The organism is Candidatus Chlorohelix sp. (genome assembly GCF_037138995.1).
Classification (GTDB): Bacteria; Chloroflexota; Chloroflexia; order Chloroheliales; family Chloroheliaceae; genus Chlorohelix.
Genome location: NZ_JBAXHI010000020.1, coordinates 36,079 through 59,162 on the forward strand (window position 1 = coordinate 36,079; position 23,084 = coordinate 59,162).

The window sequence follows — 23,084 nt, forward strand, 5'->3', positions numbered from 1 at the left end:
TCGCTATGATAAATCAGACAGAGGATTACTTTCAAGAATCGGTAATTACAACTTATGCGCCATCTACTCCAATTACTGTACTAATTGTAGATGACCATCAAATAGTACTAGAGGGGTTACGCTCAATTTTGAGTGAAGATGCAGGGGTTAGTGTTGTAGCAGAGGCAAGAGATGGCGCCGAAGCGATTGCACAAGCGTTAAAATATAAGCCCAATGTAATTTTGATGGATATTATGATGCCGGGAATGAACGGCATTGAAGCCACAATTCGTCTTAAAGCCCAATTACCTAGTACTAGGGTGGTAATGCTTACAATGTATAGCGCAGATACGAATATCATCGAATCGGTCAGGGCAGGGGCAGTAGGTTATGTATTAAAAGACGCTTCCAAAGAATTATTGTGTGAAACAATTCGGAACGCCAATGCGGGTCATGTGCTGGTGAAAAGCGAAATGTTGCGCCATGCGCTAACAGTAATGGCAACCTCACGCGGGCAATCTCTGGCGCGTAACGGTGAGGGTTTTGCCCATTACCATCTCAGCGAGCGTGAGCTAGATGTGTTAAAGCTGGTTACGGAGGGCTGTACTAATCGTCAGATTGGGACAAGCTTAATGATATCGGAAGAAACAGTTAAGAAGCACATGCAAAATATTATTACCAAATTGGGGGCGCAAGACCGCACCAATGCGGCGGTAAAAGCAATACGTTCAGGTCTGGTTAATTAAAAAAAACTAACGATACTACCCAAATAGGGTACTACCCAAATGGGTAGTATCAAATGGGTAAGAAGGAATAGCTAAATAGGGGAATAGTAATAACCATGATAGTAAGGCATAGTAGTAATGTAAGAAAAGAGAGTTGGGGCGCAGTCAGGAAACTGCTGCACCGAATGATACTTACGGATTAACTAAATTTATTACCTAAAACTTGTTTTGGGAAAGGAGCCACTATCATGGCAGTCGAGAAAACTAACTCATCCAGCAGCCTCGTAGAAGTAATTGACCGCATTTTGGACAAAGGTATCGTAATTGATGCTTGGGCACGTGTATCTTTAGTAGGTATCGAACTTCTTGCAATTGAAGCCCGTGTAGTTATTGCTTCAGTTGAAACTTACTTGAAGTATGCTGAAGCCATCGGTTTGACCCAGACCGTTGCAGCCCCCGCAGCCTAATACTTTCTCTGGCATTTTTTGAACTTTAGGGGCGCTCACACGTTATCTGTAAGGGTAAGTGGAGCGCCCTTACAAGTCCTAGTAACTGAAAAGTTAAATGTCGTCACGCTAGTTTAGAGAAAGGTGCAGGCTAATGATTACTGAAAAAGATCCCAACTCTCGTCCATACGCCCTCAACCTACAAAGCGAAGTTAGCGGTCTAATGAGCGGATTTGTAAAAGAACGTGTTGAATTTACTGCTAAGCTTCGAGATGAGCTTGCGGAACAACGCAAAAACCGAACTCAAAATGTAGCTGAGATGCTTGCTAATTTCGCTAAAGAACGTTCTGAACGTGCTGGCGAGATGCGCGAGAATCTAAACCGGAATAGAGCCGGTAGGGCTGAAGATGTGGCAGAGTCAATCCAAAATTTGCGCGGTCAGCGTGCTGCTCTACATCAAGAATTGCATGAGAATCTAGCCGCAGATTTTGCAGACCGAGCCGCCGACCTAGCCGAATTGCTGGGTCATTTTGCGGCTAATCGCCAGAGTCAGGCACAGGATCAGGACAACAAATTGAAGTCCGACCGTGTTTCGTTGCTCTCGGAGATAAGTAAATTGCTCCAAGATTTCATGTCCAACAGGGCTGAATTGACAGAGGAATTGCGGCAAGCCTTGCAAACAGATGCCAACAATCGTCGGCAAAGCGTGGACGAGTTTTTGGTGAGTACCAGTTCTTCAAGGGCAACTTCTGCTGCTGAGCAAGAAGAAAAGCTACAAACTGCGCGTCTTGCGTTACTCAATGAGGCGCTGGAGATGCTGCGTAGCTATCAGACAGAGCGGGCAGAAAAGGCAAGCGCACAGGAACAACAGCTTAATGCCGATAATGAGAGTCGGAAACAGAGCGTTGAAGAATTTCTGAAAGAAACAACTGCTGCAAGAGCAAGCGGCGCAGAAAAACAGGCTGAAGAGCTAAATCATGACAGGCTGGAGTTATTAACGAATATTCTGGGGATGCTACAGAACTTCCAGATTGGTCGTTTCCAGTTATCAAATGAATTGCGCCAACAACTCAGTGCAGATGCTGCTGCCCGTCGTCAAAGCGTTGAAGCATTTACAAAAGAAGCGAACGCTTCCCGCGTAGCTGCCTCTGCGGAGCAAGCTAACAAGCTACGCCTCGATGTATTGCAAAGGCTCACTGAAGTTACCGAATTACTGGCAGGGTTCCGCAATGAGCGCTTCGGTATCAAAACCGAAACCCCCCCCCCGCCCACAGCATCCGCAACCAAAGAGCCACAGCCAGAGCTAAAAGTAGAGACTGCTCCGGTAGAAGTAGCAGAGCCAGCCAAAGTTGCCGAGCCTGAAGCGCCCGTCACACTGGCGGTAGAAGTTACTCCTGTAGTCGAGGCTCCTATTGTAATAGAAGTTACTCCTGTGGTAGAGTATAAAAGTGAAGTAATAGAATCCGTCACGCCAGTTGCTACACCTGAGCCTGAAGCGGTGACGAGTATAACTGAAACTAACCACGCTAGTACTCCTATTGGAACTGCGGATATCTTCTCTCTACTGGCGTTAAACCCAGACGGGCTTACCAATGAAGAATTGGAACATCATTTTCTCCCGCTGGGCTTAAGCCGCCAGCAACTCAGATCTCATCTCAAAAAGCTGATGGAGAGTGGCAAGGTACGCAAGAACGACAAGGTTTACCTAGCTATATGATTTGAAGGGTGCAACTGGTAAATAATCCGGTTGCACCCTAGCCACTCATAATTTTATTTATCCATTTACACTGCCGGCGACAGCCGGGTTTTCTGTGCTTTGGGGAAGGAATACCGACCAATGGCTACTAATGCAACTGTAACTGCTACTAATACACCACCACCGATATTAAACTTGAGACCACGTAGCGGATTTGCAAATACTCCCTTTATTCAAGAATTGATGGAGCGCGGCATGGCTTATATTGCTGCTGGGTTTGCTGTCCATTTCTGCGGACCCAGTGGTAGCGGTAAGACCACTCTGGCTATGCATCTGGCTAATCTATTGGAGCAGCCTTTGATGCTTTTAACCGGTGATGACCAATTTGGCACTTCTGACTTGGTTGGTGGGCAATTTGGTTATAGAAGACGCAAGGTTGTGGATAATTTTGTCCATAATGTGCTAAAAACCGAAGAAGATATGACCCAACGTTGGTCTGATAGCCGCCTGACAATCGCCTGTCGCGAGGGCTATACGCTGGTATATGATGAATTTACCCGCTCCCGCCCGGAGGCTAACAATGTTTTGCTGTCGGTGCTGGAAGAAAAATTGATGGTTTTACCGGTAGCGCGGGCTGGCAATAGCTACTTAAAAGTACATCCTAAATTTGCAGCTATTTTTACCAGTAACCCGGAAGACTACGCCGGAGTTCATAAAACTCAAGATGCGTTGCGCGACCGCATGATAACTATATACCTAGATTATTTTGACAAGCCTACCGAAACGCTAATTACGGCAAATCGCGCCGGTATGGATCCAATACGCGCCGAGAAAATCGTAAGTCTGGTTCGAGCTTTCCGTGAGCAAAGTACCGGAGAACTTAAACCTACAGTACGGGCTGCTATTATGATAGCAAAAGTAGTAGAATTACAGAAATATGAAGTAACTGCCCATGATAGCCATTTCTTGCAGGTTTGTTTTGATGTATTGGGTGGCGGTTTGCTACGCAGTTCTGGTTTACACCCGCTGGAAAGACTGAAACATCGCCAGATAATTGCACAACTGGCTGAAGAATTTTGTAATGAATAGTAGATAAAGGGGAGTGCCATGAAGCCAAAACATAAAACCCTCCGTGATACCCAAAGTCTGCCTACTTTCAGCGCAATACCACGCACGTCAGGGTCTATGTTCTTGATGATGAATAGGCTGGCTACGGAGAGAGACAGGCTTTGTGTGGATGAAGCGGACTTGTTATCTCGGTTGGAGCAGAAGCGAAGGCGCATTGCCAAGATAGATTCCGAGATTGATTATTATCGCAGTCAAATAGACTTGTTGAATAAGCCGCCTGTTCCTAGGCAGAGTCCGGTACGAAAGCCCTCAACTTTAGAAGCCATAATGCATAATGATGATAGGGATGAACCGGAAAGCTCGGAACCTGTAATCATTGAATATTAAGGAGAACTAAAGTGGCAGAAGATGGGGTGAAGAAAACAAAATCGGGCAATAAAGGTCGCTATCTCTACTGTTTTACTTTGTCTGATAACGCTATTCCAGAGTTAGAAATGGCTGGTGTGCCTGTTCCTAATTTGGAAAGAGCTACGAGAGTATATTCGATTGTGGTCGGGCGCGTAGCCGCAGTAGTAAGCGATTCTCCCATCATCCGCTACAGCATAAACCGTACCAACTTGCTCTCTCACGAAAAAGTGGTTGAGCATGTAATGAATACAGTTAAGGGACCCGTGCTGCCGGTTAAGTTTGGAACGGTAGCCAGTTCTGAAAAAGAATTGGTTGAGACGTTGCTAACCAATCGCGAAATAGAACTGGCTGAACTTCTGGAAGGCTTCAAGCAACATGTCGAAGTCGGCATAAAAGCCCTCTGGCAGCGTGAGCGCATTTTCGCTGAGCTTGCCGCTTTGCCAGAAATTCAAGAAGCTAGAGCGCGGCTTGGTGACTCGCAGCAGGAAAAAATTGACCTAGGGCAATTGGTGGAACGCACGCTGGACAATTTGCGGGAAAGAGACTCGCAACTGATTCTAGCGCGTTTGGAACCGTTGGCAAGAGAGGTAAAAATCAATGCAATCACTCTTGATATGCTAGTGTTGAATGCCTCTTTCTTGGTAGATAATGAAAAAGAAGCCGCCTTTGACGATGCTGTAAATGCTCTGGATGACGAACTAGGAGGCAGGTTGACTCTCAAGTACGCGGGACCACTTCCGCCGTATAATTTTGTACACTTTAATCTTGGGATTTAGGAGTATCAAAAGATGGGAATCATTACCGGAATTGCAAGTAGCCCCTACAAAGGAGTTATGTTTGTACTTGAGCAGATAAGAAAGTCGGTAGATAGCGAACTCTACGATGAGACTATCTGGCAGCAAAAGCTTCTTGATTTACAGATGCGCTACGATGCAGGTGAAGTAACTCAAGCCGATTACGATGCCCAAGAGCAACAGATTCTGGAACAATTAGACCTTATTAACTCTCTTTCGTTCGGCGACACCGATGAAGAAGAGGATGAAGAGGACGAAAGCGACGAGGACGAAGGCGAAGAGGATGACATCGGCGACTCCCTTGACAACAAATGATACAGCCCGGTATGTATTTGGGCTGATGCGTGGGACGGAATGCCCCAAACTGGTGGGGTTTGGAGGTAAGCCACTGGAAGTTGTCATTGAATACGCTGGTATAAGCGCAATCGGTTGTGAAGTGAGTCTAGATGAGTTCGGGCAGGATGTTGTTTCTGAGCGTATGCAGGATATGGATTGGGTTGGTGAGGTTGCTACGCTCCACTTTGCGGCTTGCGAAAGGATATTTCAGGAGTCCGATAATTTTTTACCCTTCCGGTTGTTCACCGTTTTTTCTTCGCCTCAAGCTGTAGAGGATTTGTTGGTTTCTCGCCTCAAGGATTTCCAATCAGAATTCCAACGATTAGAAGGTAAAGCAGAGTTTGGTCTAAAAATCTGGGCAAGAGAAGAATGGCTGGATGCTTTTGCTATCCGTAATGACAAGAATTTGCAAGCTCTTTATGAGCAGTCAAAACAGATTGGCGGGAAAAGCTTTTTCACAGCTAAGAAATATGAACTGGCTTTGGTAGAAACAAAGAAGAAATTGGCTCCACAACTGGGGCAACGTCTAGCAGGAACATTGAAGAATGCTTTTAATTTAAGTCCAGAACAGCTAAAAACTCTTTCTTTGCCTAACGTAGGTAAAAAAGGTTTCCTGCCTTTGATTAATTTTTCTGTGCTATTGGAACGCGCCCGTTTTGGTGAGTTACAAAAACTGGTGGAGCGTCTGGATCGAGAGGCTCTAGAAGGCGGTTTAGTGGAGGCTATTGGGCCACTTCCGCCTTACTCCTTTATTAATCTGGGCGAAGAGGCGATGTAATGGATTCTAAAGCATCTAACGAACAACCTTCATTTGATTTCTGGTTGGCAGAGGAGGTTCTGGGGCTGAATATGGTTGACACCAATCAACCGCCTGACCCAGAAGAAGAAGTAACTTTATTGGAATTGCTCGACAAGCTGTTGACCAAAGGCGTAGTAATAAGCGGCGACCTGACTTTATCTATTGCAGGGGTAGATTTATTATATATTGGCTTGCGGCTAATGATTTCTACTGTAGATAAAGCGGTCAGTGTTGGAGCAGTGCGAATGAAGAATGGTCGAGTAGTATGAAGCTTGAAATCAGAGCTATCCGTATGAAAACGAGTCAGAACCCGGCTTTGCCGAGCGGTTTTGGGGTTGTGGCAGCGGGAGATTTAGCGGCTCTGGTAGAAGTTATTACGCCTGATTTCGACTTGACCAATGTGGGAAGATTACGCCGTTATCAGAAGGCGGTTAACTTATGCTGGTGTGAGGGAAATCAGCCAATTTTGCCGGCGCGTGCTGGCGCGGTTTTTGATGGACCAGAAGAAATAGGCAGGATTCTGCTCGAAAACGCCGCCGATTACAAAGCTAGCCTTGCAAGAATCGGCAACAAACTGGAGATGTGCGTCAGGTTTGCCTTGCAAAACAAGAAGGAAGCGGAACATGCTTTCGTTTCTGGGCAAAATCGCGGACTAGATTATATGAAATGGCTTTCACAACGACAGGCACATGAGGATACGCAGTTAGCGGCAATAGATGCGGTGGTGAAAAAGCTTTCGAGTTTGGCGGTTGATTACCAATATTATACCCCTGCGCCCGGCTCTAATTTTGCAGAGGCTTCTTTCCTTCTAGCGCAAGAGAGCCTTGCGGCTTTCAGGGATGTAACGGGCAGTTGTGATATACCCGCCGTTGTTACAGGCCCGTTCCCGCCTTTTGATTTCGTTTGAGGGGAACGCTCATGAATAATGAATTACTGATTGAATCGCTGGCAGAAGAATTGCAACAAACTATCAGCGACCATCTGAAAAATGATAAAATCGCGCGGATAGATGCGTCACCAAGTGATGTGGAACAAGGCTTAGCTAAACTTGTGCTGACTTTGATTGAACTGTTGCGCCAGTTATTGGAGCGGCAGGCAGTTAGGCGAGTGGAGGGCGGTTCCTTGACCGATGCTGAAATCGAGCGAATGGGCGATACTTTTATCAGGCTCGAGGCACGCATGAAAGAATTAAAAGAAATATTTGGTTTGCAGGATGAAGAATTGAACCTGAACTTAGGCCCTTTGGGCAATTTACTTTAGATCGGAGACACTTGTATGGCAATTCAAAGCGGCATCCAGACAACCAATCTGGCGGATATTCTTGAAAGGGTACTTGATAAAGGTATCGTAATAGCAGGTGACATTACGATTGCGTTGGCTCAAGTCGAGTTGGTTAGCATAAAAATCCGATTAGTTATAGCCTCCGTAGATAAAGCGATGGAAATGGGTATTAACTGGTGGCAGTATGACCCATTCCTTAGCGCGTCAGCAGCTACGCCAAAGCAGTTGTCCGAAAAGGATGAAGCAGCGCCTGCGGAATAGAATCATTAGTATTATTAAGAAATTAAGAGATAAGGAAGTAGCTTATGTCTGAAAATAGAAATAACAAAACCGGTTCATTTGGCTCTTATGACCCAGATGCAAATGATGAGGAGTACGAGACATCCCGCGCCTCCCGCAATACAAAACGAACCACCGGTAGTTCGGGTAGCGGCAGCATAAATATGGGCGGCTTTTTCAAGGGGCTAGGCGAAATAGCCGAGCGTCTTAATGAAGTTGTTGAAAAGGCAGAGGAACTCTCCAGAAAAGCCAAAGAAGCCGAAGCCAGCGGAAATGGAAGCGGCGGCGAATTAAAATCCGAATTTAATAGCAAAGGCTTCGTGGTAAAGTGGGGCTTTAATAATTCCACACTCGAAGAAAACCCCGGCGCAGCTAGACCTTTCGCTAGTCGCCCTCCCGGTTTTGCTAATCGTTCCGCCGTCCGTCCTGTTACTACGCCGGGACACACCACTCCTGCTAAAGATAAAGCAGGGCAACGCCCAAATCCGAATACTTCTAATCTTACTCCCGTTGCTACCGTCCGAGAGCCGTATGTTGAAATACATGACGAGGCATCAGAAAGTCAGATTTTAGTAATTGTGGAACTGCCGGGTGTGGAGGAAGAGAGAGTTTGGTTTGAAATTCATGATGATATTTTGCTAGTGCGGGGCGAAAACACCGATTGCCTTTATGAGAAAGAAGTTATGCTTCCGGCTATGGTAAAGGCTGAACCAGTTAGTCAGCAATATCAAAATGGTTTGCTTGAACTCAGATTAAAGCGAGCTTAATTTCTATAACATTTAACTGTTGTGACTTCAAAATGCGGTTTTAGCCGGATTTTGCTAAATTTCAGGTGGCTAAAATGAATGATACTTCCGACCAAGTTGACACCCTAAGTTTGCGGGTAGCCGAAGCAGCTTCAAGAGATACGGGGCGTACTATTGCTAGAATAGACCCCGATGAAATGAAGAAACTTGACCTGACCATCGGTGATGTTATTGAAGTGCGCGGAACACGTACCACTGCTGCTAAAGTTTTGCCCACTTTTGCGGCAGATAGAGGCAGAAACCTCATTTTAATTGATGGGTTGGTTAGAGCAAATTGCGGCGCAACGCTGGATGGTAGGGTTACTATCCGCAAAACTAGCGCCACTCCTGCTAAAACCCTGATATTGACCCCTCTTGCCGATTCATCCTCGCCCGATGCAAATAATCAGAATGTGCAGGGGCAGCTTTATATGAAGCATACGCTGGAAGGGATTGTCGTAAAATCCGGCGATTTGCTGCGAGTTAATTTTCTGGGTAGTCGCTTTCAGGAATTTGTAGTACAGGAAACTGTGCCAAAAATCGGCGCGTTGGTGATTGGACCTGCTACTGCTCTGAAATTCAGCATAGTCCGCGAAGAGACTCGCGCTCGCCCTTTAAGGCGTTCTGGCTCAGGCGTAACCTACGAAGATATTGGCGGCTTGTCAAAGCAGTTATCCCATATTCGGGAAATGATTGAGCTTCCGCTTAAATATCCCGAAGTATTTGACCGTTTGGGCATTGAACCGCCTAGAGGGGTTTTGCTATATGGACCACCCGGTAGCGGTAAAACTTTGATTGCGCGTGCTGTTGCCAATGAAACTTCGGCTCACTTTATAAGCGTTAGCGGTCCCGAACTGATACAGAAATTTTACGGGGAAAGCGAAGCTAACCTGCGTAAGGTTTTTCAAGAGGCGACTTCACACGCGCCTAGTATCATTTTCCTTGATGAAATAGATTCGTTAGCCCCACGCCGGGAAAATGTACAGGGCGAGGTAGAAAAGCGCGTAGTCGGGCAGTTGCTTTCTCTGATGGATGGGCTACAGGGGCGCGGGCATGTGATGGTAATAGGCGCAACCAACCTTCCTAACAACCTCGACCCCGCTTTGCGCCGCCCCGGTCGGTTTGACCGTGAGATAGTCATTGGTGTGCCGGATAGACCCGGTCGCCAAGAAATTCTTGAAATATATACGCGCAGTATGCCGCTTACATCCGAAGTTGACATCGGGCGTTTGGCATCGTTGACGCATGGGTTTGTGGGGGCAGACCTTGCCGCTCTTTGTCGAGAAGCCGCTTTGAGCGCGGTACGGCGTGTAATTCCTGACATGGAAACCGCTATACCCTACGAGCAGTTTGTCAATCTGAGCGTTTCAATGGAAGATTTCCTCAATGCTTTAAAGGAAATCGAACCGTCCGCTATTCGTGAGGTTTATACTGAAGTCCCTGACGTGAAATGGGATAGAGTCGGTGGGCTGGAAGATGTGAAACAGGCTTTGCGGGAAGCGGTGGAATGGCCCCTATTGTATCCTGAATATTTTGCAGAAGCCGATACCAAGCCACCCCACGGCATATTGCTGTCGGGACCTCCCGGTTGTGGCAAAACTTTGCTGGCACAGGCTCTGGCAACCGAAAGCGAAGTTAATTTCATATCGGTAAAGGGACCTGAGCTATTAAGTAAATGGGTCGGGGAAAGCGAAAAAGCCGTTCGGGAAATCTTTAAGAAAGCTCGGCATGCCGCGCCTTGTATAATTTTTTTCGATGAGATTGATGCGGTTGCGCCTGTACGGGGAGCGCGGGTCAATGATAGTGTTGCAGACCGCGTGGTGGCGCAACTTCTCACCGAAATTGATGGTATCGAACGCGCTGCCGGTTTGATTATGATTGCGGCAACTAATCGCCCTGAAATGCTAGACCCGGCATTGATGAGACCGGGGCGTTTCGATGTCAAGCTAACGATTGGGTTGCCTGACCCGCCTTCCCGCCGCAAAATATTGGAGGTACACACCGTCCGCAAACCGTTGGCAGACCCTAGTTTGGTGGAGAATTTGGTTCAGCTTACTGAGGGTTTGGTCGGGGCAGAAATTGAAGCCCTTTGCAATCGCGCTTCTCTGAATGCAGTACGGCGTGCGGTGGATTTGCGTGTAACAGCCGAGAAAGAAGCTACAGAAAGCGGCGCTGTATTTGATAACACCCGAATTAAATTGCTATTGACGGCAGAGGATTTCCAAATTGCGCTAAAAGAAATTTTGGACTCAAAAAACAATCCTCCTAATGTTGAATAAACAAAAATTAGGGGAAACCATTCATAGAGTTCCTTTTCTCTAATTGGTTTCCTCTAGTTTTTATTGTTTCTAGTTCTTTCGGATGCAAGCCGTCAACATGCGCTTATTTTTCAAAGCTAGGTTCAAGCATGCCATGTTTAAGAGCATAGCGTACTAGTTCGGAACGATGATGAAAACCCAACTTTTCCATTATACGGCTGCGATAGGTATCCACAGTTTTTGAGCTAATTACCAGCTTTTCGCCGATTTCTTGGCTGGTATAGCCTTCGGCGGTGAGTCGCAAAACTTCCTCCTCCCGCTCACTCAATGTCGCCGTTTTTTCTTCTTCATCTCGTCGGTTTAGATAGCCTCTTAATAGTAATTTGGTGGCGGCGGGGTATAGGTACACATTGCCCGCTTGTACAGTGCGAATCGCTTCTAGCAAATCGGTATCGGCGGAGCTTTTTAGCACATAACCCGAACCGCCCTGTTGCAAAACTTGGTATAGATAACGCTCTTCACTGTACATAGTTAGAACTAGAATTTTAGTGGTCGAGTTAGTTCCCCTAATTTTTTTCAATGCGCCTAATCCACCAAGACCGGGCATGTTTAAATCTAGCACCAGCACTTCTGGATTTAACTCATGAGTAAACTTGACTGCTTCTTCTCCATTGCCTGCCTCACCGATAACTTCAATATCTGCTTCTGCGTTAAGAAGGGCGCGTAAACCGCTGCGTAATACCGCGTGGTCATCTGCTAACAATACCCTTATTTTCTCTGACATAGTTCTCCGAAAGTTTAGTAATATTTATTGTATGTAACCAGTATCTTTTAAATATTGAAGTGGGATTTCAAGCCGTATTTCTGTACCATTGCCCGGCTTGCTGCTTATATGCAAGCTACCGGAAACTAATTGGGCGCGTTCGCGCATACCAATTAGCCCCAACCCGGCTTTTTCATACGTTTTCTCTGTATTAAACCCTGTTCCATCATCTTTGATACTGAGGGTAACTTTAGAGTCGATAGTCAAAAGTGCCTCAATTTTTGTTGCCTGTGCATATTTTATTGCATTGGTTATTGCTTCTTGCGCTACCCTGTAACAAACTAATTCTACCATTTCTGGGAGTCTTATGGAGTGGTCGCTTTCCTTATGTTGGAAGGTAATTTTGCTTGGCAAGCGTTCGCTTATAATTTGAATATAACTTTCCAGCGCAGCAACCAAACCCTGATCATCCAACAAGCTAGGGCGCAAGTTTCGGCTTAATTCGCGCACTTCGTCCATAGTTTTGCTTAGGATAGCTCGCAATTCGTTTAACCCTTTTTTCAAATCGTCTATATTTGAGGATTTCTCTAGAAATTTCAGGCGTACCATAGCAGCGGTTAGAGATTGAGCCGTTTCATCATGAAGCTCCCGTGCAATACGGGTGCGTTCATCTTCTTGCGCTTTTATTATTTGTGCAGCGGTAGCGCGTAGTTGCTGGTTACGCTCTTCTAGCGCGTCAAGCATGGTGTTAAAAGTATTGGCGAGTTCTTCAGTTTGGTGGTCTGCTACAAGGCTGCGCTTAATCCGCGCTTTTAAATCTCCATTTCGGACTGCTCCTGCGGTCTGCTGAAGCTCGGAGAGGGGCTGAAAAGCGGCTCTAAGGACGGCGTAATTTACTAAACCGCTAAATAAGAAGCCGATGATAGTCAGGAATAGGGCAAGTCCGCTGGTAAAATGCTCATCTCCACCCGATACAAAGGTGGTTAACCATGTACCCACAAACGCGCCTATACCTACAATAATAGAGTTTGCAAGCAAAACCTTTAGAAGCAAAGGCATGCGGAGCAATCTCAGTATAAAATTCGGGGGTATGTTTTGGAGTGGCGTTTGTTCCAATTCTTTCAGAGCTTTTGCCATAAATTCCTTTACTTATTTTTGTGAACTGGATTGCTATATTTTACCAATATTCTGCTATTTATGTAAGCGGTTTATGAGTTTACCCTAATAAAAAAGACCAAACCCGCGAAGGTTCGGTCTGATGCCAAATGTAGTTAGTCTTTCAACCGTTCAAGCTAAATGCGATTTCCAATAACCTGAAATACTGCTCTATCTCCCATTGGTTTTGGAATCACGGTTTCAGGGTCGCATAGCAAGGCGTTTGCTAGGTTTTCATAGGGGGAAGTATCTATACCTTCAAGCTCGAATAGGGTTTTACCGTTTATGCGACTGCGCCGGATATGGTCTTCTGCCGGAACATAGCCTAGAACCTGTGTGCCAACTTCATTGGCAAAGAGGTCTATCAATTCATGACCGTTCTCGCCGTTTCCGTTGGCATTTGCCAGAATGCGGTTGCCCACCACGCCCGCCAACCTGACTTTGTACTTGGCGGATTTGGCTTTGACGGCTACACAGATGCGATTGGCGGCAAAGAGGCTATCGAAGTCGTTGGCTGTTACAATAATGGCGTAGTCTGCCCATTGCAAGGGAGTAGCAAAACCGCCACAAACCACGTCCCCCAATACATCAAACAGGATGCAGTCGTACTTATCATAAACACCCATGCGGTTGAGCATTTTCATGGTTTCGCCCACTACATACCCGCCACAACCTACCCCTGCGGGAGGTCCTCCCGTTTCTACGGTTGCCACGCCAAGATACCCGGTTTTGATGATGTCGTCCGGCTCGATTTCTTCGGTATGATAATTTTTCTTTTCCAGAATATCAATTACCGTATCAATCATATGTCCGGTAATGGTGAAGGTGGAATCATGTTTGGGGTCACAGCCGATTAGTAAGACTTTCGCCCCCATTTTTGCCATTGCAACTGCCACATTTGATGAAGTAGTGCTTTTGCCGATACCACCCTTCCCATAAAAAGCGTAAGCATGGTTCATATCTATGTAAATCTCCTTTTTATAATACCGGCTTTTTAAGTTACCGGGTTCAAGCTATTGCTGAGCTTTTTCCCTGACATCATATACAAGGTCTAGTGTAATAAGGCTGTAACCGTGTGAACGCGCATATTCTTCGACTCGCTTCTGGACTTTTGGTCTTACGAAGAAGGGTATTTGTTTCATCGCTTTTTGCGCTTCGTCCGTCCAAACCAACTCAGCGGAGATTGCAGCAACGGGAGGCGTTTTGACAACTACTGCTGCGCCGCTCTCTACCGCTAACTGGGTTGCTTTAGCGCGTAGTTCTTCCGCGACTTTATATGATTCCAATTCCTGTTCGCGAGATTCTGGTTCTTCTGCGACCTGAATTTTGCCACGGTCATTTGCTTTGAGCCGCGCTTCATCCACACCAAGCCCGGCATCGCCGAACATTTCAATCATATGCTTTTCAAGACCCAATGTGCAGGTATGGTACACGCGGTCGGTTATAAAGTTTGAGCCGTCATAGCCTAGAAAAGGCTGGTAGCTCAGGGAGAAATCTTCTATATGGATGGGGTTGCTGATAGTAGCGCAAGGTACATCAAACTCGGCGGCGGTATGCCGTTCCATCTGGGTTCCCAGCACTATATCGGGCAGCGTTTCCCCGATTGCTTTGCGTACTTCGGCAAATTCATTGCTACAGATGATGTTATCGGTATAAGGTTTTACTAGCTCTCGAAATTCGTTGGCGAGCTTGCGATTATAGGTGCCTGCGCCGACTATTTGCATGTCTAGTTCGGTTGCCAGCATGCGGGTGATGGCGACAGCGTGGGTAAAATCGCCAAAGACAAAAGCCTTCTTTGAGCTGTAGCCTTGCACGTCTGCGGTGATGGTGAACCAAGGCAAGCCGCTAGGGGCGCTTTTCTGATCCATCGAAAAGGCGGCAAGCGCGGGTTCTTTACTGTCGAAAGATAGCCCGTTGCCGGTAGCGAATTTGCTCAGGCTCTCTAGCACTTCGCGCACCCATTTACGAGTGGCAACTACTCCAATAGGGGCGCTGGTAATGGCTGGAATCCGGTGCAATTTTTCCAGCGCAATTGCCGCGTCTGCGCCCATTTCACGATAGGGGGCGATAGTTGCCCATGCTTGCGGCAGTTTTTTCACATCGGCTATGGTTGCGCCAAGCGGGAAAACTACGTTAACCGCAATTCCCATAGTTTCTAGCATGCGCTGAAGGCTGAGTAAGTCGTGTTTATGGTGGAAGCCCAACGAGATGGGTCCGATGATATTAACGCTTGGCTTGGGCGTTATCGGCAATTTCTGGGTGGCAAATTGCTCAACCATTGCGGTTAGCAAGCCGTTAGCCGATTCATCTTCCTCCACCCGGAAGGGGTTGGGCGCGTATATCAAGACTTCGTTCGGGATGTTCGCTTGCCGTGCCAATGAACCGTAATCTTCCTGTAGTAGGCTGGAAGAGCAGGTTTGGGTGATTACTATGAGGTCTGGGTTGTGGTCGCGGCTAACTTCGCGCAAGGATTCGGGCAAGCGGTTTATGCCCATGCCCATTGTTTTCAGGTCAAGTACGCTGGTGTGTACGGGCGGAAAGCGTTGTTCGCGCTCCATCATAGTAAACATCGAGTTTATATAGCAATCGCCCATTGGGGAATAGGCTATGGCATGCACGCCTTTCATGCTGCTTGCTACTCGCGCTACGCCGGTATGGGTGGTTCCCTGATATTCCCAAAAACTCATTCGCATAGTTAATTCTCCCGATTGTTGGGCAAAAACTCTTTCCAATCCAGCACATCGAGTTTGCGGTGCCGATTCAAAGCGCGAGCAAACAGGTTGGCGAGGTCACTTGCGCCCGTAAAGCCGTAGATTGGGGTGAAGATAATTTCGGTTGACCATTTGGTAGCAATGCCTTCAGCTTCAAAGGGGTTAGCCTGCCAAAAATTTGTGACAACGAGGTCGGGCTTTAGCTCTCGGATGTCGCGAATTTGGCGGTGCATGTTGGGCATTTCAACTACTCGCAAGCCGTTCAATGCTTGCAATTCGCGTTTGTGGAATTTGCGATTTACATAGGGTGTGCCAACTTCAATTAGTTCTGCGCCACACTTGCGTAAAAACCGCGCGATGGGCAATTCTAGCATGTTATCTCCGGTAAAGAAGATGCGTTTGCCGCGTATTGCCGAAACTTTGCTTTCTAGGTTGCGCCAGATTTCCGCTTCACGTTCGGCAAGGTTGATTTCTTTGCCAAACATGCGCCCCAAGTCTTCAAAGAAAACGCGAGAGCCATCGGGTCCGATAGGGAATTGGCTTTGCAGCACTTTTGCTCCCCGTATGCGGCTGAAATGGGCGATAGATTTAGCTACATAGGGGTGTAGCGGGGCTAAAATTGTGTCGGGTCCAATCGCTGGAAGCTCGCCTATAGTGTTAGAAGGCACGAAACCGGCAACGGGTAGCCCCAATTTTTCGGCTTCTCGTTTCAGGTCGGTGGTATTAACATCGTTGACTGCACCCATAAAAACGATGCGCTTATCTCCGGCGGGGGCTACAGGGCAAAATTGCAGCAGGCTTTCGATGACGCAATCTTCGGATTGGGTCATGGTGTATTCAAGCCCATCGGCGCGTACTGGCAAAACCGGCACGTTGTTGAATTGCTGGTTTAAGCGGCGAGCCATCGCTTCGAAATCAACTTTCATGATTTCGGGCGTGCAACTGTTTAGCAGGAAGATGATGGAAGGGTTGTGTTCTTCCACAATATTTTTAACAATGTCGGTAATATCAATTTGGGCTGCGCTCAAGTCGCTTTCTTCCACCATAGCCACGCCAAAGCGCGGTTTTGCGAAAATCATAACCCCAAGCGCATTTTGCATCAGATGAGAGCAAGTATGCGTTCCTAATATCAGGAAAAAGCTATCTTTCATTTTTTGGTAAAGCCACCCGGTGCAGGTTAGCCCACAAAAAGCGTGATAGCCGTTATCTTCGCGCAAAACTTCTGCTTCTGGGATTTCGGGAAGGGTATCGGGCGCTATTGTCATTGCACTGCTCCCTCTGGATGTTTGGAACGCGCCACCAGCGTTTCCATCATTATTTAGCTTTATATACAAACTGGTGCGGCACAAAATTTCTAAACGCCAAATCAGATGCATGGGCAAGCAACACGGGTGAGAAAACCTTACCCATCAAGGCTAAATGTTACTAAAACGCGGTATGGTAGTCAGTAGTTGTTACTACATTTTTTGACCTATTGGAATTTACTGCAAGAGTTGGAAAATTAGTTCTATAAACTGTTGACTCCAGATAAAAAATGGGCTAAAATTAGAACAAATAGACAAATCATATTGTTAATTTTATTATTAAGGAGTAGTAGCTATGGCAATGCCACTGAGGGAATTAGATGTTAGGTATGGAACAACTCAGGAAGCTGCAAAAACTGAAAATAAAGCTCCGGTTAAAAGAGAACGCTCTGGAACGGCACGCAGCCGAACTCGCGCCGCTACCGCTCAGGCTGAGTTAGAAGCAGCAAGCGTACAGCGCGAAAAAGAAGAACTTATTGCGGCTCTGGAAATGAAAAGAGATGAGTTGATTGAGCGACTAGACCGAGGCGCATCTGCCATTGAAGAAGGTCGCGCTGCCGGGCGTAACCCCCGCCAAATCGCGGATTGGGAAGATTACTGGATTCAGCTTTTACGTAATTACGAGAAGATTTGCGATCAACTATTGGAATTAGGCATCCGCTAACCTCCACTTCGGGCAGTAAAGTGCCTCTTTATCAGGATTTTATTTCAGGCAAGGGGCTTAAGCCCCTTGTTTTTGTTTCTCACGAGCGTAAAATCCTAATCAGCTTTTGGGTAAAAACTCGTTGCTGAATAGCTTGTTGTAGTCCAATTCTTTGGTGAGAGGCTTATTGTCGGCATCTTTCAGGATGCCAACCTGATACATAAACTTGGGGTAATCAGTCCACATTTTAAGGGTCTGGCTGCCCCATTGGGTTGCGCCCTCCTTATACTTCGGGCTGAGATAATCTTGGCTTTTATAAACTAGCTCTTTGTTGCTGAAAGTTCCGGCAGGGTTCGAGTTTATCAAAAGGTCTGCCGCATCTTTGGGATTGGCAATTGCGTAATCATAGCCGCGAGCGGTTGCCGCCATGAAACGCTTGAGGGCATCGCCTTTTTTGGAAATCACATCTGCGCTTGTTTCAATTACAGGGGTATAGCGATCTGGTACGCCGTATTTGGTGATAGGGATTACGTTCAGGTCAATCCCGCGCAATTTCGCCTCGATTCCGTCCCATCCCTCGAAAATCCACACGAAATCGGCTTGCTTGTTGAGAACGGCTTCGTAGCCAAAAACATTGGCGGTGATATTCTCAAAAGTGCCGTTGCCTCCGTCAAACTTAATCATAGAGTTGATGACAGGTTCTTCGTAGGTTGCGCCGAAGCCCGCATACTTTTTGCCAACGAGCATTTTGGGGGAGATAAGCCCCGCGCTTTTGAGCGTAACTAATGCGCTGGTATCCTTCTGGATAATCCCTGCAATAGAGACAAGCGCTTGCCCGGCTGCTGCCGCGCCTGCAATGCTTTCAGCCGAACCGATGCCTAACTCAGCTTTGCCCCCGGCAATCAGGCTTTCGGGAGTAGCGGCTTCACTGTAGGGCAGGATTTTCAAATCAATCCCCGCTTCGGCGTACCAACCTTTCGCCAACGCTACATATATGCCGGTGTGGTTGGTGTTGGGAACCCAATCTAAAGCCAATGAAAGGGTCTGGATAGGAACTTTGGTAGCTTCTCCGCTTTTGGCGGGAGTGGCGCTACTATCGCCACAAGCTGCCAGCAATAGGCTTGCGAGTAATACCAACGCCAACACGATGGCGTTTTTCTTGAACTTAACAGTCATATTTTATCCTCCTTGAGCCAACTATTGTAGTTGACATAACACTACTTATTAAGTTGGCGCATCTGGTAATACCACGGCATAACGCGCCACTGCACCAGCGAAACAAGCCCAAATAGTAACAGGCTGAATATTGCGGTTACGAATACTACCGCGAACACCAATTCACGGTTAAAGGAACGGGCGTAAAGGGAAATCAATCGCCCCAAACCTTTTTGCGCTCCGGCATACTCGCCCAGAATTGCGCCCGCTACGCTATAGGTTACGGCAATGCGGATGCCTGAAAACAGGCTTGGAAGAGCGGTGGGCAGTCGCAATTTCCAGAAAAGCTGGCGTTTGCTTGCGCCCAAAGCCCTGAAGATTTTCTCAGCATCGGGGTCAACTCCGGCGAATCCGTCCACTCCGCCAACGGTAATGGGGAAAAAACATACCAGCCACACAATAATAATCTTGGGCAGCATGTCAAAGCCGAACCAAATAATCAGTAAGGGCGCAATTGCGATTAGGGGGATGGTTTGGCTTGCCACCAGCAAGGGGTAAATTGCTCTTTTTGCCAGCAGCGAGTTATCCAGCAGCATAGCAAAGAGAAAGCCAAGTGTCAGCGCTACGGTAAAGCCAAGCAACGTTTCGAGCAATGTTACCAGCGTGTTGTCCCAGATTTCGGGAAAAGCATTTACCAGCGCGTTGGCTATTCTTAAGGGAGAAGGCAATATGCTGGCTGAAATAGCCGATACATCCACGTATATTTGCCAGATAGCGAATAACGCAATAACTAGCAAAACAGGCGGTAAGAGGGATTTCAAAAAATTAGGCAAAATCTGCCTCCGGTTTCAGGATTGCTAACAGGCGAGCTTTTAGCTCTACTAAGGCTGAGTCGGAAACCGAACGCGGTTTTGGAATCAGGACTTCTTGCACCACGCGAATGGTGGTGGGTAGATGGGTGAATAGGTAGATTCGTTCGCTGAGTAGCAAGGCTTCCTCAATATCGTGGGTGATGAACAGGATGGTACGGCGTAGCTTTGCTTGCATCTCTGCCAACCATTCCTGAAGCCCTGCTCTGGTGAGCGCGTCTAACGCTCCGAACGGCTCATCCAGCAGCATAACCTCGCGTTCGGACAGAAAGGTTCGCAAGAGGGCAAGCCGTTGGCGCATCCCGCCGGACATTTGCCACGGGAAGCTCTTTTCAAAGCCCTTCAAGCCGAAAATTTCAAAGTAAGCAAGGGCATGTTCGCGGGCAATTTTGCGGGGAGTTCCGGCAAGCTCTAGTCCAAGCGCGGCATTATCCAAAGCGGAACGCCACGGTAAAAGGGCATCGCGCTGGAGCATATACGCCATTTTGCCCGGTTGTGGCTGGAAGGGCTGATTGTCGTAGCGAAATTCGCCCGAATCGGCAGTTTCAAGCCCCGCCAAAATATTAAAGAGGGTGCTTTTTCCGCAACCGCTAGGACCAACTAGCGAAACAAACTCGCCCCGATTTGCCACAAGGCTGATGTTAGTCAGCGTGGGCAACGCGCCATAGGATTTGTTTAGATTATTGATTTGTAGTTTTGGTATTGTTTCCATATATTTCGATAGGTTAGAATCAAAAAAGCCACAGGAATACTGGAGAAAAATCCTGCGGCTCGCCCGTTTATTCCACTTAATTAGATACGAAATAGCTAGATAAATCGTAATTACGTAGAATTTCCCTTCGCCGGTATTACCCGGATCAGGTTCAAACGGTCGAAGATACTTTCAATCTTCCTCTCAGCCTGGAAAGCCCAAGCTCCCGTTGGTATTATTTTTAAAAGGTGCAAAAATAATCAGATTATAACATCATGATATTTGGCAGTATCATAATACTTTTTGTTTTGTAGTACAAGTCATTTGCAATGTACTTTTTGCCATGTTATATTTTGTTTAGATGCGAATAAAGCATTCATAACAACTGAATATTGCTCTCATCAAGAGAGGTGGAGGGACTGGCCCTATGAAGCCCGGCAACCGCCCGAATTTCGGGAGTGGTGCCAATTCCGGCAGGCAATTATTGCCTGAAAGATGAGAGGCGCTAACTTTGGTAAGTTACGTCTATTCTCGGATTGATGCGAGCAACTGCTAAACCGAGGATTTTTTTGTTTTGCCAAAGGGGTGTTCAATTGAACGAGAATGCAACTTCAACGCCTACACTGAAAGTTAAAACAATAGAATGGCGAGATGCCGACCTCACGCTATTGTTAATTGACCAAATCAGGTTGCCGCATCATTTTGAGAATGTCGAGTGCCGTAACTTCCATGAAGCCGGAGAAGCGATTCGCACCATGATTGTGCGAGGCGCTCCTGCCATCGGAGTAACTGCCGCTTACGCTATGGCTTTGGCGGCTTTGGAATACCGTGACCTCCCCCGTGACGAATTTATCAAAAAGTTAGACGAAGCGGGCGTATGGCTTAATGAAACCCGCCCCACCGCTGTTAACCTCAAATGGGCGATTGACCAATGCTTGGCGCTCGCACACCGTCTGCACGATGCTTATATTCAAGTAGTCAGCATTCCGTGGGAAATCCTGAGATTGGCAAAGCAAATACAAGCGGATGACCTAGCTTTTTGCAAGGCAATCGGCGCGTTTGGCGGAGAGCTTATCAAAGATGGCGATAATGTTCTAACCCATTGCAACGCGGGTGGCTTGGCTACTGCTGGTTATGGCACTGCTGTAGGTGTGATTACCGCCGCGCATGAAGCTGGTAAGAAGATTCACGTTTGGGTGGATGAAACTCGCCCTTACCTGCAAGGGGCGCGTCTTACTGCTTGGGAAATGCAGCAACTTGGTATTCCTCATACCCTGATAACTGACAATATGTCGGGACATCTGATGCAACGTGGTAAGGTTCAATTCATTGTGACTGGGGCTGACCGCATAGCGGCAAACGGCGATACTGCCAACAAAATCGGCACTTACATGGTGGCAGTGCTGGCAAAGGAAAATAATATTCCCTTCTATATAGCCGCGCCGCTAACCACTATTGACCTGAAAATCAAATCCGGTGAGGAAATCCCAATCGAGGAGCGGAGCGCGGATGAGGTTGTTTTCATCGGCGGGAAGCGGATTGCGCCGGAAGGGGTTCACGCTGCTCACTTTGGTTTCGATGTGACTCCAGCGCGATATATTCACGGGATTATTACCGAAAAGGGTATTGCGCGTCCACCGTATGAGCAAAGCATCCCGGCGTTGTTTGAAAAATAAGCGCGGGTTGCACAAGTTTGTTGATTATGCGTAGTATTGAGTCCAGACTTTTGTAGTTTAAACACTTGAAATTAGGCTAAAGACTGGCAAAATAAACTATTAGCATGATTCTGTGTCTGAGTTGCTCTGAATTATAACGAATCTAAAAATGCTCAGGTGTTCGGCTCTCTAATACTGGGGTTAGTTTTGGGGAGTAACGTGATGGTATTTACCAATGCTTGAAGTTATGCAGCAGGAGGAGTAATGTCAATAATCGTAACAGGCTCTATCGCCTATGACCACATTATGGATTTTCCGGGTTTCTTTAAAGACCATATTTTACCTGAGAAAATTCATATTCTTAATGTCTCTTTCCTGGTTTCATCGTTGAAAAAAATGCACGGTGGCTGCGCCCCCAATATTTCCTATACGCTGGCTTTACTTGGTGAGCGTTCGAGCATTCTTGGCACAGTGGGACACGATTTTCAGGCTTATCGGGCAGCGCTTGAAGAAGTAGGGGTGGATACCAGCCTCGTAAAAGTTATACAAGATAAGGTAACCGCCTCGTGCTTTATTACGACCGACAAATCCGGTAGTCAGATAACCGGGTTTTATCCGGGCGCGATGGAACACGCCAGCGAAGTACGGATTGAGGATGCTAATCCGCAAGACATCGAAATCTGCATAGTTTCGCCGGATGACCCCCGCGCAATGATAGAGCATGTGCATGAGTGCCAGCAGTTGAAAGTTCCTTACATCTATGATATTGGCTGGCAGGTGATTGCTTTCGATGGCGGCGCGTTGTTGGATGGGGTGAACGGCGCGAAATTGGTAATCGGCAACGACTACGAGCTAGAAATTCTGCGTGAGAAAACCGGGCTAACGCCGGAAAAAATGCTTGAAACCTCCGAATATGTGGTTATTACCAAAGGCTCAGAGGGTTCTACTATCTATAGCCGTTCGGGTATTGCACAAATTCCCCCTATTCCCGCTAAAGTGGTACTTGACCCAACCGGCGCGGGTGACGCTTTTAGGGGTGGTCTTTTAAAAGGTCTTAGGCGCGGGTATGACCTTGACCAAATGGGGCGCGTGGCGGCATTGGCGGCAACATTCTGTGTTGAATCCAGTGGCACACAAGGTCAGAAATATACTATGACTGAATTTGAATCTCGCTATCACGAGTATTTTGGTACTCCTGCAATGCCATTATGGGAAGCGGAAGTTCTCGCAAAATAAACCAACGATTTTAAACGGTTTTTCTGGAAATCGGCGTGTTTTTACGCC

At 47.0% G+C, this 23,084-nt stretch carries 25 protein-coding genes and 2 riboswitches; of the genes, 17 read left to right on the forward strand and 8 right to left on the reverse strand.

What is annotated here, in order from left to right:
• The first annotated feature begins 5 nt into the window (after window positions 1-5).
• The 14 genes from WCK19_RS10690 (at window position 6) to WCK19_RS10755 (ending at window position 10,875) form a co-directional block, all read left to right on the forward strand.
• The gene (locus WCK19_RS10690; protein WP_342397367.1) at window positions 6-725 is read left to right on the forward strand and encodes a response regulator transcription factor; all 720 of its coding nucleotides are present in this window, start codon (window positions 6-8) and stop codon (window positions 723-725) included.
• A 227-nt stretch (window positions 726-952) separates the two neighbouring features.
• A complete protein-coding gene (gene gvpA / locus WCK19_RS10695; protein WP_341471618.1) occupies window positions 953-1,171 on the forward strand; it encodes a gas vesicle structural protein GvpA in 219 nt (72 codons plus the stop codon).
• A 133-nt stretch (window positions 1,172-1,304) separates the two neighbouring features.
• Window positions 1,305-2,867, forward strand: coding sequence for a gas vesicle protein GvpC (gene gvpC / locus WCK19_RS10700; protein WP_342397368.1), 1,563 nt, complete (start codon window positions 1,305-1,307; stop codon window positions 2,865-2,867).
• 120 nt (window positions 2,868-2,987) lie between these two features.
• Window positions 2,988-3,935 (forward strand): gas vesicle protein GvpN, encoded by a 948-nt coding sequence (gene gvpN, locus WCK19_RS10705; RefSeq protein ID WP_342397369.1) that lies wholly within the window; start codon window positions 2,988-2,990, stop codon window positions 3,933-3,935.
• A gap of 18 nt (window positions 3,936-3,953) precedes the next feature.
• Window positions 3,954-4,301 (forward strand): hypothetical protein, encoded by a 348-nt coding sequence (locus tag WCK19_RS10710; protein WP_342397370.1) that lies wholly within the window; start codon window positions 3,954-3,956, stop codon window positions 4,299-4,301.
• An 11-nt stretch (window positions 4,302-4,312) separates the two neighbouring features.
• Window positions 4,313-5,098 (forward strand): GvpL/GvpF family gas vesicle protein, encoded by a 786-nt coding sequence (locus tag WCK19_RS10715; RefSeq protein ID WP_342397371.1) that lies wholly within the window; start codon window positions 4,313-4,315, stop codon window positions 5,096-5,098.
• Window positions 5,099-5,110: 12 nt separating this feature from the next.
• On the forward strand, window positions 5,111-5,431 hold the full coding sequence (locus WCK19_RS10720; protein ID WP_342397372.1) for a gas vesicle protein GvpG: 321 nt from the start codon (window positions 5,111-5,113) through the stop codon (window positions 5,429-5,431).
• Complete coding sequence (locus WCK19_RS10725; RefSeq protein ID WP_342397373.1) at window positions 5,400-6,230, forward strand: GvpL/GvpF family gas vesicle protein; 831 nt, start codon at window positions 5,400-5,402, stop codon at window positions 6,228-6,230. The genes WCK19_RS10720 and WCK19_RS10725 overlap by 32 nt, the downstream gene beginning before the upstream one ends.
• A complete protein-coding gene (locus WCK19_RS10730) occupies window positions 6,230-6,520 on the forward strand; it encodes a gas vesicle protein (RefSeq protein ID WP_342397374.1) in 291 nt (96 codons plus the stop codon). The genes WCK19_RS10725 and WCK19_RS10730 overlap by 1 nt, the downstream gene beginning before the upstream one ends.
• The gene (locus WCK19_RS10735) at window positions 6,517-7,158 is read left to right on the forward strand and encodes a GvpL/GvpF family gas vesicle protein (RefSeq protein ID WP_342397375.1); all 642 of its coding nucleotides are present in this window, start codon (window positions 6,517-6,519) and stop codon (window positions 7,156-7,158) included. Before WCK19_RS10730 ends, WCK19_RS10735 begins: the two co-directional genes overlap by 4 nt.
• Window positions 7,159-7,169: 11 nt before the next feature.
• A complete protein-coding gene (locus tag WCK19_RS10740) occupies window positions 7,170-7,511 on the forward strand; it encodes a gas vesicle protein K (RefSeq protein WP_342397376.1) in 342 nt (113 codons plus the stop codon).
• A 15-nt stretch (window positions 7,512-7,526) separates the two neighbouring features.
• Window positions 7,527-7,793, forward strand: coding sequence for a gas vesicle protein (locus tag WCK19_RS10745; RefSeq protein ID WP_342397377.1), 267 nt, complete (start codon window positions 7,527-7,529; stop codon window positions 7,791-7,793).
• Window positions 7,794-7,837: 44 nt separating this feature from the next.
• Window positions 7,838-8,578 (forward strand): Hsp20/alpha crystallin family protein, encoded by a 741-nt coding sequence (locus WCK19_RS10750; protein ID WP_342397378.1) that lies wholly within the window; start codon window positions 7,838-7,840, stop codon window positions 8,576-8,578.
• Between the two features lie 74 nt (window positions 8,579-8,652).
• A complete protein-coding gene (locus tag WCK19_RS10755) occupies window positions 8,653-10,875 on the forward strand; it encodes a CDC48 family AAA ATPase (RefSeq protein ID WP_342397379.1) in 2,223 nt (740 codons plus the stop codon).
• A gap of 103 nt (window positions 10,876-10,978) precedes the next feature.
• On the opposite strand, the gene WCK19_RS10760 is transcribed toward WCK19_RS10755, so the two are convergent.
• From WCK19_RS10760 to bchN, 5 genes are all read right to left on the reverse strand, one after another.
• On the reverse strand, window positions 10,979-11,638 hold the full coding sequence (locus WCK19_RS10760; protein WP_342397380.1) for a response regulator transcription factor: 660 nt from the start codon (window positions 11,636-11,638) through the stop codon (window positions 10,979-10,981).
• Between the two features lie 24 nt (window positions 11,639-11,662).
• Window positions 11,663-12,754 (reverse strand): sensor histidine kinase, encoded by a 1,092-nt coding sequence (locus WCK19_RS10765; protein ID WP_342397381.1) that lies wholly within the window; start codon window positions 12,752-12,754, stop codon window positions 11,663-11,665.
• A gap of 155 nt (window positions 12,755-12,909) precedes the next feature.
• The gene (gene bchL, locus WCK19_RS10770; protein WP_342397382.1) at window positions 12,910-13,731 is read right to left on the reverse strand and encodes a ferredoxin:protochlorophyllide reductase (ATP-dependent) iron-sulfur ATP-binding protein; all 822 of its coding nucleotides are present in this window, start codon (window positions 13,729-13,731) and stop codon (window positions 12,910-12,912) included.
• Window positions 13,732-13,785: 54 nt separating this feature from the next.
• Complete coding sequence (locus WCK19_RS10775; RefSeq protein ID WP_342397383.1) at window positions 13,786-15,465, reverse strand: ferredoxin:protochlorophyllide reductase (ATP-dependent) subunit B; 1,680 nt, start codon at window positions 15,463-15,465, stop codon at window positions 13,786-13,788.
• 2 nt (window positions 15,466-15,467) lie between these two features.
• Window positions 15,468-16,748, reverse strand: a complete 1,281-nt coding sequence (gene bchN, locus WCK19_RS10780; RefSeq protein WP_342397384.1) for a ferredoxin:protochlorophyllide reductase (ATP-dependent) subunit N — start codon at window positions 16,746-16,748, stop codon at window positions 15,468-15,470.
• Between the two features lie 334 nt (window positions 16,749-17,082).
• On the opposite strand from bchN, the gene WCK19_RS10785 reads away from it, so the two are divergent.
• Complete coding sequence (locus WCK19_RS10785) at window positions 17,083-17,451, forward strand: hypothetical protein (protein WP_342397385.1); 369 nt, start codon at window positions 17,083-17,085, stop codon at window positions 17,449-17,451.
• Window positions 17,452-17,550: 99 nt separating this feature from the next.
• Here the strand turns inward: WCK19_RS10785 and WCK19_RS10790 are convergent, their stop codons facing one another.
• The 3 genes from WCK19_RS10790 to WCK19_RS10800 are packed head-to-tail and all read right to left on the reverse strand — an operon-like array spanning window position 17,551 to window position 20,166.
• Window positions 17,551-18,606: an ABC transporter substrate-binding protein gene (locus WCK19_RS10790; RefSeq protein WP_342397386.1), complete on the reverse strand. Its 1,056-nt coding sequence runs from the start codon at window positions 18,604-18,606 to the stop codon at window positions 17,551-17,553.
• Window positions 18,607-18,647: 41 nt separating this feature from the next.
• Window positions 18,648-19,418 carry an ABC transporter permease gene (locus WCK19_RS10795; RefSeq protein ID WP_342397387.1) on the reverse strand — a complete coding sequence of 257 codons (771 nt, stop codon included), beginning with the start codon at window positions 19,416-19,418 and terminating at the stop codon, window positions 18,648-18,650.
• The gene (locus tag WCK19_RS10800) at window positions 19,411-20,166 is read right to left on the reverse strand and encodes an ABC transporter ATP-binding protein (RefSeq protein WP_342397388.1); all 756 of its coding nucleotides are present in this window, start codon (window positions 20,164-20,166) and stop codon (window positions 19,411-19,413) included. The genes WCK19_RS10795 and WCK19_RS10800 overlap by 8 nt, the downstream gene beginning before the upstream one ends.
• Window positions 20,167-20,269: 103 nt before the next feature.
• A riboswitch (TPP riboswitch) is annotated at window positions 20,270-20,385 on the reverse strand.
• Window positions 20,386-20,540: 155 nt separating this feature from the next.
• A riboswitch (SAM riboswitch) is annotated at window positions 20,541-20,647 on the forward strand.
• 91 nt (window positions 20,648-20,738) lie between these two features.
• Here WCK19_RS10800 and mtnA point away from each other — a divergent pair.
• Window positions 20,739-21,821 carry an S-methyl-5-thioribose-1-phosphate isomerase gene (mtnA, locus tag WCK19_RS10805; RefSeq protein ID WP_342397389.1) on the forward strand — a complete coding sequence of 361 codons (1,083 nt, stop codon included), beginning with the start codon at window positions 20,739-20,741 and terminating at the stop codon, window positions 21,819-21,821.
• A 243-nt stretch (window positions 21,822-22,064) separates the two neighbouring features.
• Window positions 22,065-23,036: a carbohydrate kinase family protein gene (locus tag WCK19_RS10810; protein ID WP_342397390.1), complete on the forward strand. Its 972-nt coding sequence runs from the start codon at window positions 22,065-22,067 to the stop codon at window positions 23,034-23,036.
• Window positions 23,037-23,084: the final 48 nt, after the last annotated feature.

Excerpts from the sequence above, each read along its gene's own strand:
- WCK19_RS10720 (WP_342397372.1), top strand. The coding sequence starts at position 5,111 with ATGGGAATCATTACCGGAATTGCAAGTAGCCCCTACAAAGGAGTTATG.
- bchL (WP_342397382.1), bottom strand. The coding sequence starts at position 13,731 with ATGAACCATGCTTACGCTTTTTATGGGAAGGGTGGTATCGGCAAAAGC.
- WCK19_RS10810 (WP_342397390.1), top strand. The coding sequence starts at position 22,065 with ATGTCAATAATCGTAACAGGCTCTATCGCCTATGACCACATTATGGAT.
- WCK19_RS10690 (WP_342397367.1), top strand. The coding sequence starts at position 6 with ATGATAAATCAGACAGAGGATTACTTTCAAGAATCGGTAATTACAACT.
- WCK19_RS10765 (WP_342397381.1), bottom strand. The coding sequence starts at position 12,754 with ATGGCAAAAGCTCTGAAAGAATTGGAACAAACGCCACTCCAAAACATA.
- bchN (WP_342397384.1), bottom strand. The coding sequence starts at position 16,748 with ATGACAATAGCGCCCGATACCCTTCCCGAAATCCCAGAAGCAGAAGTT.
- WCK19_RS10790 (WP_342397386.1), bottom strand. The coding sequence starts at position 18,606 with ATGACTGTTAAGTTCAAGAAAAACGCCATCGTGTTGGCGTTGGTATTA.
- WCK19_RS10735 (WP_342397375.1), top strand. The coding sequence starts at position 6,517 with ATGAAGCTTGAAATCAGAGCTATCCGTATGAAAACGAGTCAGAACCCG.
- WCK19_RS10745 (WP_342397377.1), top strand. The coding sequence starts at position 7,527 with ATGGCAATTCAAAGCGGCATCCAGACAACCAATCTGGCGGATATTCTT.
- WCK19_RS10755 (WP_342397379.1), top strand. The coding sequence starts at position 8,653 with ATGAATGATACTTCCGACCAAGTTGACACCCTAAGTTTGCGGGTAGCC.
- WCK19_RS10710 (WP_342397370.1), top strand. The coding sequence starts at position 3,954 with ATGAAGCCAAAACATAAAACCCTCCGTGATACCCAAAGTCTGCCTACT.
- gvpC (WP_342397368.1), top strand. The coding sequence starts at position 1,305 with ATGATTACTGAAAAAGATCCCAACTCTCGTCCATACGCCCTCAACCTA.
- gvpN (WP_342397369.1), top strand. The coding sequence starts at position 2,988 with ATGGCTACTAATGCAACTGTAACTGCTACTAATACACCACCACCGATA.
- gvpA (WP_341471618.1), top strand. The coding sequence starts at position 953 with ATGGCAGTCGAGAAAACTAACTCATCCAGCAGCCTCGTAGAAGTAATT.
- WCK19_RS10800 (WP_342397388.1), bottom strand. The coding sequence starts at position 20,166 with ATGGAAACAATACCAAAACTACAAATCAATAATCTAAACAAATCCTAT.
- WCK19_RS10725 (WP_342397373.1), top strand. The coding sequence starts at position 5,400 with ATGACATCGGCGACTCCCTTGACAACAAATGATACAGCCCGGTATGTA.
- WCK19_RS10760 (WP_342397380.1), bottom strand. The coding sequence starts at position 11,638 with ATGTCAGAGAAAATAAGGGTATTGTTAGCAGATGACCACGCGGTATTA.
- WCK19_RS10775 (WP_342397383.1), bottom strand. The coding sequence starts at position 15,465 with ATGCGAATGAGTTTTTGGGAATATCAGGGAACCACCCATACCGGCGTA.
- WCK19_RS10730 (WP_342397374.1), top strand. The coding sequence starts at position 6,230 with ATGGATTCTAAAGCATCTAACGAACAACCTTCATTTGATTTCTGGTTG.
- WCK19_RS10785 (WP_342397385.1), top strand. The coding sequence starts at position 17,083 with ATGGCAATGCCACTGAGGGAATTAGATGTTAGGTATGGAACAACTCAG.
- WCK19_RS10740 (WP_342397376.1), top strand. The coding sequence starts at position 7,170 with ATGAATAATGAATTACTGATTGAATCGCTGGCAGAAGAATTGCAACAA.
- WCK19_RS10750 (WP_342397378.1), top strand. The coding sequence starts at position 7,838 with ATGTCTGAAAATAGAAATAACAAAACCGGTTCATTTGGCTCTTATGAC.